The 8,818-nt window shown below is 62.7% G+C and carries 10 protein-coding genes; 6 read left to right on the forward strand and 4 right to left on the reverse strand.

What is annotated here, in order from left to right; all coding sequences use genetic code 11:
• Nucleotides 1–12 precede the first annotated feature (12 nt).
• Genes ETQ85_RS18275 through ETQ85_RS18295 form a run of 5 tightly spaced genes read left to right on the forward strand, consistent with a single transcriptional unit; the run spans nucleotide 13 to nucleotide 5,051 of the window.
• Nucleotides 13–1,824, forward strand: coding sequence for an NAD(P)H-dependent oxidoreductase subunit E (locus ETQ85_RS18275; protein ID WP_222862204.1), 1,812 nt, complete (start codon nucleotides 13–15; stop codon nucleotides 1,822–1,824).
• A complete protein-coding gene (locus ETQ85_RS18280) occupies nucleotides 1,821–2,528 on the forward strand; it encodes a 2Fe-2S iron-sulfur cluster-binding protein (protein WP_148580521.1) in 708 nt (235 codons plus the stop codon). Before ETQ85_RS18275 ends, ETQ85_RS18280 begins: the two co-directional genes overlap by 4 nt.
• Nucleotides 2,525–3,076: an NADH-quinone oxidoreductase subunit B family protein gene (locus tag ETQ85_RS18285; RefSeq protein ID WP_148580522.1), complete on the forward strand. Its 552-nt coding sequence runs from the start codon at nucleotides 2,525–2,527 to the stop codon at nucleotides 3,074–3,076. Before ETQ85_RS18280 ends, ETQ85_RS18285 begins: the two co-directional genes overlap by 4 nt.
• 10 nt (nucleotides 3,077–3,086) lie before the next feature.
• Nucleotides 3,087–4,553, forward strand: a complete 1,467-nt coding sequence (locus ETQ85_RS18290) for a Ni/Fe hydrogenase subunit alpha (RefSeq protein ID WP_148580523.1) — start codon at nucleotides 3,087–3,089, stop codon at nucleotides 4,551–4,553.
• Nucleotides 4,554–4,559: 6 nt separating this feature from the next.
• Nucleotides 4,560–5,051: a hydrogenase maturation protease gene (locus ETQ85_RS18295; RefSeq protein WP_148580524.1), complete on the forward strand. Its 492-nt coding sequence runs from the start codon at nucleotides 4,560–4,562 to the stop codon at nucleotides 5,049–5,051.
• Here the strand turns inward: ETQ85_RS18295 and ETQ85_RS18300 are convergent.
• The 4 genes from ETQ85_RS18300 to ETQ85_RS27465 all read right to left on the reverse strand — a co-directional run bounded on the left by ETQ85_RS18300 (nucleotide 5,041) and on the right by ETQ85_RS27465 (nucleotide 8,423).
• Nucleotides 5,041–5,613, reverse strand: a complete 573-nt coding sequence (locus ETQ85_RS18300; protein WP_148580525.1) for a hypothetical protein — start codon at nucleotides 5,611–5,613, stop codon at nucleotides 5,041–5,043. The two genes, ETQ85_RS18295 and ETQ85_RS18300, sit on opposite strands and share 11 nt — an antisense overlap.
• 426 nt (nucleotides 5,614–6,039) lie before the next feature.
• Nucleotides 6,040–6,663, reverse strand: coding sequence for a response regulator (locus ETQ85_RS18305; RefSeq protein ID WP_148580526.1), 624 nt, complete (start codon nucleotides 6,661–6,663; stop codon nucleotides 6,040–6,042).
• 1,105 nt (nucleotides 6,664–7,768) lie between these two features.
• On the reverse strand, nucleotides 7,769–8,167 hold the full coding sequence (locus tag ETQ85_RS27460; protein ID WP_148580527.1) for a transposase: 399 nt from the start codon (nucleotides 8,165–8,167) through the stop codon (nucleotides 7,769–7,771).
• A 91-nt stretch (nucleotides 8,168–8,258) separates the two neighbouring features.
• The gene (locus ETQ85_RS27465; protein WP_425473143.1) at nucleotides 8,259–8,423 is read right to left on the reverse strand and encodes a hypothetical protein; all 165 of its coding nucleotides are present in this window, start codon (nucleotides 8,421–8,423) and stop codon (nucleotides 8,259–8,261) included.
• On the opposite strand from ETQ85_RS27465, the gene ETQ85_RS27470 reads away from it, so the two are divergent.
• Nucleotides 8,367–8,660, forward strand: a complete 294-nt coding sequence (locus tag ETQ85_RS27470; RefSeq protein ID WP_425473144.1) for a hypothetical protein — start codon at nucleotides 8,367–8,369, stop codon at nucleotides 8,658–8,660. The genes ETQ85_RS27465 and ETQ85_RS27470 overlap by 57 nt on opposite strands.
• Nucleotides 8,661–8,818 lie beyond the last annotated feature (158 nt).

Here is an 8,818-nt window from a genome sequence, read left to right on the forward strand (position 1 = left end):
CCGGAGGTTCTTGTGAGCGCTCTCCCGTCCGTTCCCCTCGTCACCCTCGACGACATCCTGCAGCGGCACAGCCACGACCCGACGCGGCTCCTGCAGATCCTCATCGACGCCCAGCAAATCGAAGGCTGGCTGCCCGCTCCAAGCCTCACCCGCATCGCCGCGGCACTGCACATCCCCCGGGCCCGAGTCGAAGGTGTCGCCGGCTTTTACAGTTTTCTCTACACCCGCCCGGTGGGCCGCTACCGCGTGCTGTTCTCCGACAACATCACCGACCGCATGCTCGGCAACGCCGAGTTGCTCGACGCCCTGTGCCGCAAGCTGTGGATCGAGCCCGGCAAGCTGTCGGAAGACGGACTGGTCAGCGTCACCACCACATCCTGCACCGGCCTGTGCGACCAGGGCCCGGCGATGCTGGTCAACGGGCGGGCCATTGGCCAGCTCAACCACCGGCGCATCAACGAGATCGCCGAACTGATCCGCCAGCAGCGCCCCCTTGATCTGTGGCCGGCCGAATACTTCCGCATCGACGACAACATTCGCCGCCGCGACGCCCTGCTCGATCTGGACATGCCGCCGGGCGCGGCCCTCACCGCCGCCATCGCCCGCGGCCGCGACGGCTGGCTGGCCGAGATGCAGGCCTCCAACCTGCGCGGCCGCGGCGGCGCCGGCTTTGCCACCGCAGTGAAATGGGCCAGTGCCCGCAATGCGCCGGGCGCGCAGAAGGTGATCGTCTGCAACGCCGACGAAGGCGAGCCCGGCACCTTCAAAGACCGGGTGCTCCTCAACAGCTTTGCCGACCTCGTCTTCGAAGGCATGGCGCTGGCCGCCTGGGCGGTGAGCGCCACCGAAGGCTTTCTCTACCTGCGCGGCGAATACCACTACTTGCGCCCCCAACTCGAAGCCGTACTGGCCAGCCGCCGGCAAGCCGGCCTCCTCGGCACGTCCATCCTCGGACAGCCGGGTTTCGATTTCGACATCCAGATCCACCTGGGCGCCGGCGCCTATGTATGCGGCGAGGAAACCGCGCTACTCGAATCCCTCGAAGGCAAGCGCGGCACCCCGCGCATCCGCCCGCCCTTCCCGGTGATCAAGGGCTACCTGGGCCGGCCGACTGTCGTCAACAACGTCGAAACCCTGGCCAAGACCTGCCTCGTCGCCCTCGAAGGCGGCGAAGCCTTTGCCGCCACCGGCACCGCGCAATCGGCCGGCACCAAGCTGCTGTCGATCTCCGGCGACTGCGCTGCGCCAGGCATCTACGAATACCCCTTCGGCGTGCCCATCGCCCGCATCCTCGAAGACTGCGGGGCCAGCGACACCCAGGCCGTGCAGGTCGGCGGCGCATCCGGCATGTGCCTGGCCAGCTACGAGTTCCAGCGCCGCATTGCCTATGAAGACGTGCCCACCGCCGGCGCCTTCATGATCTTCGACGGCACCCGTGATCTGTTCGACGTGGCCCGTGCCTTCGTGCACTTCTTCGCCCACGAAAGCTGCGGTTTCTGCACGCCGTGCCGGGTCGGCACCGCACTACTGAAGGGCTTCATGGACAAACTGGCCGACGGCCACGGCGCCAAGGCCGATCTCAACGACATCGACTGGCTCGACCGCCTGCTGAAAAATGCCAGCCACTGCGGCCTCGGCAGCGCTGCACCGAACCCGGTCATCGACACCCTGCAGAAATTCCGACCGGCCTACGAGCGGCGCCTGGTGTCGCTGGACTTCGAGCCGGCCTTCGACCTCGACGCCGCCCTCGCCGAAGCCCGCCAGCTCACCGCCCGGGACGACCCCGGCGCGCACCTCAAGACCCATGAGGAGGAAGAGAAATGACCAAGCAGTTTCTCCTCGACGGCCAGCCCGTGCCCTTCGAAGACGGCCAGACCATTCTCGAAGCCGCCCGCATCGCCGGCCACTACATTCCCAGCCTGTGCTGGCACAAGGATTTCGCCCCCCACGGCAGCTGCAAGCTGTGCATCGTCAAGGCTGCCGGCCGCCACGTGTCGGCCTGCGCCACCCCGGCCAAGGAAGGCTGGGAAGTGGAAAGCAACAGCCCGGAGATGAACGGCGAACGCCGCGGCCTGCTGCAGATGCTGTTCGTCGAAGGCAACCACTTCTGCCCCTCCTGCGAAAAAAGCGGCAACTGCGAACTGCAGGCGCTGGGCTACGAGTACGAGATGCTCACCTCGCGCTTCCGCCATTTCTACCCCGACCGCCCGGTGGACGCCTCCCACCCGGACGTGCTGCTCGACTTCAACCGCTGCATCTTCTGCGAACTGTGCGTGCGCGCCAGCCGCGACGTGGACGGCAAGTCGGTGTTCGCCCTCACCGGCCGCGGCATCGACAAGCATTTGGTAGTCAATGCGGAATCCGGCCGGCTGGCCGACACCGACTTTGCGAAGGACGACCTGGCCGCCAATATCTGCCCGGTCGGCGTGATCCTGCACAAGCGCGAAGGCTTCGCTGTGCCCATCGGCGAGCGCACCTACGACAACGCGACGATCCGCAGCAAGAAGCTCAAGGAGTCCTCGTCATGAGCCCCGCTCCTGCCCGCAAGCTGCGCGTCGCCACCACCTCGCTGGCCGGCTGCTTCGGCTGCCACATGTCCTTTCTCGACATCGACGAGCACCTGTTCGAACTGGTCGAACTGATCGAATTCGACCGCTCGCCGCTCACCGACATCAAGGAAGTGGGGCCCTGCGACATCGGCCTCATCGAGGGCGGCGTGTGCAATGCCGAAAACGTCCACGTGCTGCGCGAATTCCGCCGCAACTGCAAAACGCTCATTGCCCTCGGCGCCTGCGCGGTGAATGGCGGCCTGCCTGCCCAGCGCAACCACCTGCCCCTGTCCGAATGCCTGCGCGAGGTTTATCAGTTTCGCCCCGGCATCGCCAACGGGCAGATCCCCAACGACCCGGAACTGCCCCTGCCCCTCGACAAGGTGCGGCCGATCCACGAGGTGGTGCGTATCGACTACTTCCTGCCCGGCTGTCCGCCCTCGGGCCCGGCGATCTGGAAATTCCTTACCGACCTGATCGCCGGCCGCACCCCGCGGCTGACCGGCGGCCTGTTGCACTACGACTGAGGTTCACACCATGAGCTTCGAACTGGAAACCGCCGCCAACCGGGAGAACCTGCGCCGGGTCGCCATCGACCCCGTCTCCCGCGTCGAAGGCCACGGCAAGGTCACCCTGCTGCTCGACGAGGCCGGCCACGTGAAGGAAGCGCGGCTGCACATCGTGGAGTTCCGCGGCTTCGAGAAATTCATCCAGGGCCGGCCCTTCTGGGAAGTCCCGGTGATGGTCCAGCGCCTGTGCGGCATCTGCCCGGTGAGCCATCACCTGGCCGCCGCCAAGGCTCTCGACCCGATCGTCGGCGCACTCACCGTCACGCCCACCGCCGAGAAGATCCGCCGCCTGATGCACTACGGCCAGATCCTCCAGTCCCACGCGCTGCACTTCTTTCACCTGGCTTCGCCCGACCTGCTCTTCGGCTTTGAATCGCCGGTCCAGCAGCGCAACATCGTCGGCGTCGCCGCGGCCTACCCCGAGGTTGCCAAACAAGGCGTGTTGCTGCGCAAGTTCGGTCAGGAAGTCATCCGCATCACCACCGGCAAGCGCGTGCACGGCACCGGAGCGATCCCCGGCGGAGTGAACAAGTCCCTCAGTGTCGCCGACCGGGACGAGTTGCTGAAGGACGCCGACCAGATGATCGAATGGAGCCGTGACGCGGTGCATCTGGCCCGCCGCCTCCATGAAACCAACGGCTCCTTCTACGATGAGTTCGGCCTCTTCCGCAGCCACCTGTTCAGCCTGGTACGGGCCGACGGGGCGATGGATCTCTACGACGGCCACCTGCGCCTGCGCGACGCCCGTGGCCACATCGTGCTCGACAAGCTGGCCTGTGCCGACTACGAGGCGCATATCGTCGAAGAGGTCAAACCCTGGAGCTACATGAAGTTCCCGTTCATTACCGAACTGGGGCCGGAACGTGGCTGGTACAAGGTCGGCCCGCTGGCCCGGGTGCAGAACTGCGACTTCATCCCCAGCGCGCTGGCCGAGATCGAGCGCCTGGCCTTCATCGCCCACGGGGAAGGCGAACCCATCCATGCACCGCTGGCCTACCACTGGGCGCGCATGATCGAGATGCTTCACGCCGCCGAAGTCATCCGCAGCCTGCTCGACGACCCGGACCTGCTGTCGGACGACAGGCTGGCCGAAGGCCCGCGCGGTCGCGAAGGTGTCGGCATCATCGAGGCACCGCGTGGCACCCTGATCCACCACTACCGCGTCGGCGACGACGATCTGGTGAGCTACTGCAACCTGATCGTGTCCACCACCCACAACAACCAGGCCATGAACGAGGCCGTGCGCCAGGTGGCCCGCCGCTACCTGGACGGACGCCAGCTCACCGAAGGCCTGCTCAACCACATCGAAGTCGCCATCCGCGCCTTCGACCCCTGCCTGTCCTGCGCCACACATGCGCTGGGCAAGATGCCGCTGGCGGTGGAACTGCTGGACGCGCACGGCAGCCTGCTCGACCGGGCCACCAACGGAGGCTGACGCGACATGTCACTGGTGGTGTTCGCGGCCGGCAATCCATCGCGGGGCGACGACGCCCTCGGACCGCTACTGATGACAGAGCTGGAGGCCCTGGCCCTGCCGGATGTGCATCTGGTCAGCGACTTTCAGTTGCAGATCGAACACGCCCTCGACCTGGATGGCCGGGATCTGGCCTTGTTCATCGACGCCGGAACGGGCACGCCGGCGCCTTTCGTCTTCAGGGAGATCCATCCGGTGGCCGGACAGCCTCCCAACTCCCACGCTCTCCCGCCCGAAACAGTACTGCAGGTCTATGTGGATATCCGGGGACACGCAGCCCCTCCCGCCTTTGTGCTGTGCGTGCGTGGCGAGGAGTTTGGACTGGGAAGAGATCTGAGCGCAACGGCGCGGAAACATCTGTCGGCCGCCCGGGCTCATTTGTTGCGCTGCCTGGCATGCGCAGAGGCGACAAGCTGGCGCCGGCTGGCAGGAGCCGACCGCGACCTGCTCAGGGCCTGATCAGGGTGCGCCGGCTGGCGTACTCGCCGACCAGCATGGAAATGGCATGGGCAGCACCTTCGGGCAACCGAACTCCGCCCCGCAACTGGGCTGCCAGCACCATGCAGGCCTCGCCCTGAGCCGGCCGTGTGGCCCGCACCAGCAGCAACTGATCGCACGGCAGCTCATGCCAGGCCGGCGAGCGCACATCGATACCGATGCTGACTGCATCGTCACTGGAGGCCAGCCAGTCGCGAATCTCATCCTCGAAAGCCACGCAGGACAGCACCCGCTCCGACTCACCACAGCGCCCGAAACCACTCACCCAGACCAGTTCTTCCTGCAGGCGCTGACGATCTGGCGTGATGCATCCGATGGCAATCCGCTCCGCGTCGAGCGCCCGCAGAAGCTGCCGCAGCGCACGCAGACTGGCAAAGCGCACATCATCCAGGTGACGGACGAGCGCGGCGCCGGTAATGGCTGCCTCGGAAACGGGATCACCCACGTAATCGTCCTTCTCAAGGGTTTCGTCGAATTGCCAAGTCACGAACGGCAACCGCGGGGCCTGCACTTTGCACAACATGGCTGTATTCCTTGGGGGTGCTTCGTGACGACAAAAAGAGAACAGGCGGGAAATGACACTCATTGCCTGATCAATTTCGGCATCAGGAAATACTCAAATCATCATTTATGACGAATTCTAAATCAAAAATGCAGATTTGCATAAATCCGTGAGGATTTGATAAATCTCACTTCCCACTTTATGCCAAACACGCAAAATAAGATTACAGCACAATCGGTTTCACGAGATTTTACGAAGAAAGGCGGGGAGCACTACGTGCCGGATTGCTCGAATGGCATCCAGGAAACAACAAAAAATCACGAACAACGTGATTTTCGTCTTACCCACCATTCACGCACACTCCACCGCTCCCCGGCAGGCGATGCTGACGGGGCTGGGGGCTATGCGTGAAAAGGGGAAAACGGGCTGGGAGAAGCCCGGAGAAACTCAGGCGGCGCGGCCGCGCCGCTGCATGGCCATGATCTTGGCCTGGACATACCCCTTCAGCTCGCGGAACGGCACCGGCTTGCTATAGAGAATGACATCGGCGGGAAGGCCGCCGTTTTCTACGATCTCGTCGTCAGTCAGGCCGCTGACCACCACGATGTCCAGATCCTGCAACTGGGGATCGGCACGCAGGCGGCGAATCATTTCGAACCCGTCGATCCCCGGCATGCGCAAGTCGGTAATCAACAGATCCGGCGGCACACGGCCGATTTCGAGCAGGCCGTCGATGCCGCTCGAAACCATGCGGTACTGCAGCGGCAGGGCCCAGGAAGTAAAAGTGTGCTCGTAGAGTTTTTGGAGGATGCGATCATCCTCTGCCACCAGCACCTGCAGGCTGCTGGCGGCAGGACGAACCGGTGCATGCCCGCCGCCGGCCATGGAGCGAGCGCGAAACTCCTCGATGGAACTGACGCGGATGCGACGATGCCCACCTACGGTCTTCCAGCCCTCAAGCTGGCCGTTCTCGACCATCTGCTGGACGGTACCCAAAGACAATCCAAGACGCTGGGCTGCTTCGGATGTGCTGCAATATTCCTTTTCAGGGGATTCGGGCGTGGCGGCCATGGGGGCGATCTGACTTAAAGAACAACGGTTTAAAACGGTGCGACTAGTGTAGCCCGGGACAACGGAAATTCGACGAGTTCGGAGTATGCCCCCGATCAGGACAACGTGCTATCAGGACCGGTACGCATACATGAGAGCCAGGGGTGAAAATCTGAAAAATGGGGAAAACCCTTTGTTTTTCATGGTTTTTCATGCCAAAAAAATCGACAAACACAAAAACCGCATCAAGCATCTTGTACAACGCTTTGCCTAAAGCCATTGATTTAGGCCGTGATTTTCACACATCTTTGGGCTCGACCCTCACATTATCGCGGTCACCCATCGTGCTAGGCAACGACCTTGCGAGTCGGCGTAAATATCAAACTGCGCATAAGCGGCGAGCCTGAAAGGCAAACTTACCCCGGACAGACAGGCTGCTCTAGCGCATCAGCCTGTCCAGCGGCCAGGGCAGGTGGCGGGAGAACGGTATTCCCAGTTGCCATCGGGATGCTCCCCATCCTCGCCCAGACATCCCCGGCAGTAAAACGCACACAATCAGCAACGACAAGCTCAAAACGCGGCTTGAGCAAGGCGATCACACTTTGACATAGTCCTTGCACAAGAACTCCGGACGTAAACGAAATGAATAAACAAGCACCTTTTCGCCCATGAAAGCGGTAACGGATGTTGGCCCACCCACACCTGGAGCAGTTCGGGTTGCAGTGGTCCAGGCGGGGAGCGTAACGCCCCCTCCTGCAAGGTAAAACGGGACTGGCGAGCAATGGAATGAAACCAAAAATGACCACACCATAGCCTGGACACTCTCGCCACGAAAAAACAAAAACCCCCGCGACGCGGGGGTTTCAATGGGGTGTTGCGCTTATTCCAAGAGTACGAATTAGAAGGGTTATCTTTCAGACTCAGGCCGAAACAAGCGTTCCAGATTTTATCAAGCACATGTAAACAATAGGATTTTTAACACAAGGTCGCCAAAATTTACACCAAAAACATAAAAAAGTCGAAACACAGACGATTTTGATCGAAAATCTGCCCTACTTGTTTCGGTTTCCCAAGCTTCGCCGAGAGGGTAGCACTGTCTCACAGGGGCCACATGGGACTCAAGGCCTTAGGGTCTGTTTGACAAGATGGCCTGCAGATGCCGGCGGATCATGGCGAGCTTGATACAGCCAAGATAGTGTACGGCGAGCTTTTCGAAGCGGGTGGCGACCGCTCGGGCCTCCTTAAGCCAGCTGACACAACGCTCAATGACGTTGCGGCGGCAGTATGGAGGTCGAATTTGGGCGGCCGGCCGCGCCGCTGCGCCCTCTGGTCGCGTCGATCGTGCGGAAGTGACGGCGCCAACATGGTGCTTATGGAACCAGTTGCGGATGCGTCGGTAGCAGTAACCTCGGTCGCCCCCAAGCCTTTCGGGACGCCGCCGTGGGGAGCCATGTGGTTGCACGATTCGGACGGCATCGAGCACCGGCTCGGCAAAGAGCGACTCGTGAGCTTGGCCGGCACTCAACGGTCAGAGGCAGCCCGCCTCCGTCGCTCCCCAGATGCAGCTTCGTGCCCCAGCACCCGCGACTACGGCCCAGCGCGTGGTCCGTCGGCTCCTAGTGGGGAAAATCTTTCCGCGTCAGCAACGGCTTTGTGCGCGTACATTCGAGCCGTCGATACACCCCAGCGACCTGTCGATCGCGCCAAGGGATGCCAGTCGCGTTGTGGAACAGCATCCCGTTGAGGATCGTTCGGTGGTTCAGGTAGTACCGACCGGGCATGGTCGCCGCCGGCAACAGCGGCTCGAGGAGCGCCCATTCCGCACCAAACAACTCATGACGGCGGTGCGACATGGCTCCCACAGTTCAGGAAAAGCGATTGCCATTCCGACCGACAACCGCCTGTTAATGTGTGTGGCCGGGCACAAGCTGGTCCTGATCGCCAAACGGGCCGGGCTGGCGCTTCGCCAGGCCTCCGAGAATGAAGGCCGCAGTCTCAAACGTCTGGCCGGCGGTTAGGCCCCTGCAAAGCAGTTCCGGCAGACACTCCTGGATCGACTCATCCGAGACCTGGATCGCCGCCTGCTGACGCTCCGCGCGCACCCGAAGTCGAATGTATCGGCAACGCTCGCCAGCCCTGCAAGTTGGACGTGAAGGTTAGCAGGTCGATGCAAAAC

The sequence above is a fragment of the Zoogloea oleivorans genome, assembly GCF_008107625.1.
Lineage (GTDB): Bacteria > Pseudomonadota > Gammaproteobacteria > Burkholderiales > Rhodocyclaceae > Zoogloea > Zoogloea oleivorans.

What these genes read in the sequence shown, in the direction of transcription:
- ETQ85_RS18295 (WP_148580524.1), top strand. Translation starts at nt 4,560, where the DNA reads ATGTCACTGGTGGTGTTCGCGGCCGGCAATCCATCGCGGGGCGACGAC.
- ETQ85_RS18300 (WP_148580525.1), bottom strand. Translation starts at nt 5,613, where the DNA reads ATGTTGTGCAAAGTGCAGGCCCCGCGGTTGCCGTTCGTGACTTGGCAA.
- ETQ85_RS18280 (WP_148580521.1), top strand. Translation starts at nt 1,821, where the DNA reads ATGACCAAGCAGTTTCTCCTCGACGGCCAGCCCGTGCCCTTCGAAGAC.
- ETQ85_RS27465 (WP_425473143.1), bottom strand. Translation starts at nt 8,423, where the DNA reads ATGCCCGGTCGGTACTACCTGAACCACCGAACGATCCTCAACGGGATG.
- ETQ85_RS18305 (WP_148580526.1), bottom strand. Translation starts at nt 6,663, where the DNA reads ATGGCCGCCACGCCCGAATCCCCTGAAAAGGAATATTGCAGCACATCC.
- ETQ85_RS18285 (WP_148580522.1), top strand. Translation starts at nt 2,525, where the DNA reads ATGAGCCCCGCTCCTGCCCGCAAGCTGCGCGTCGCCACCACCTCGCTG.
- ETQ85_RS18290 (WP_148580523.1), top strand. Translation starts at nt 3,087, where the DNA reads ATGAGCTTCGAACTGGAAACCGCCGCCAACCGGGAGAACCTGCGCCGG.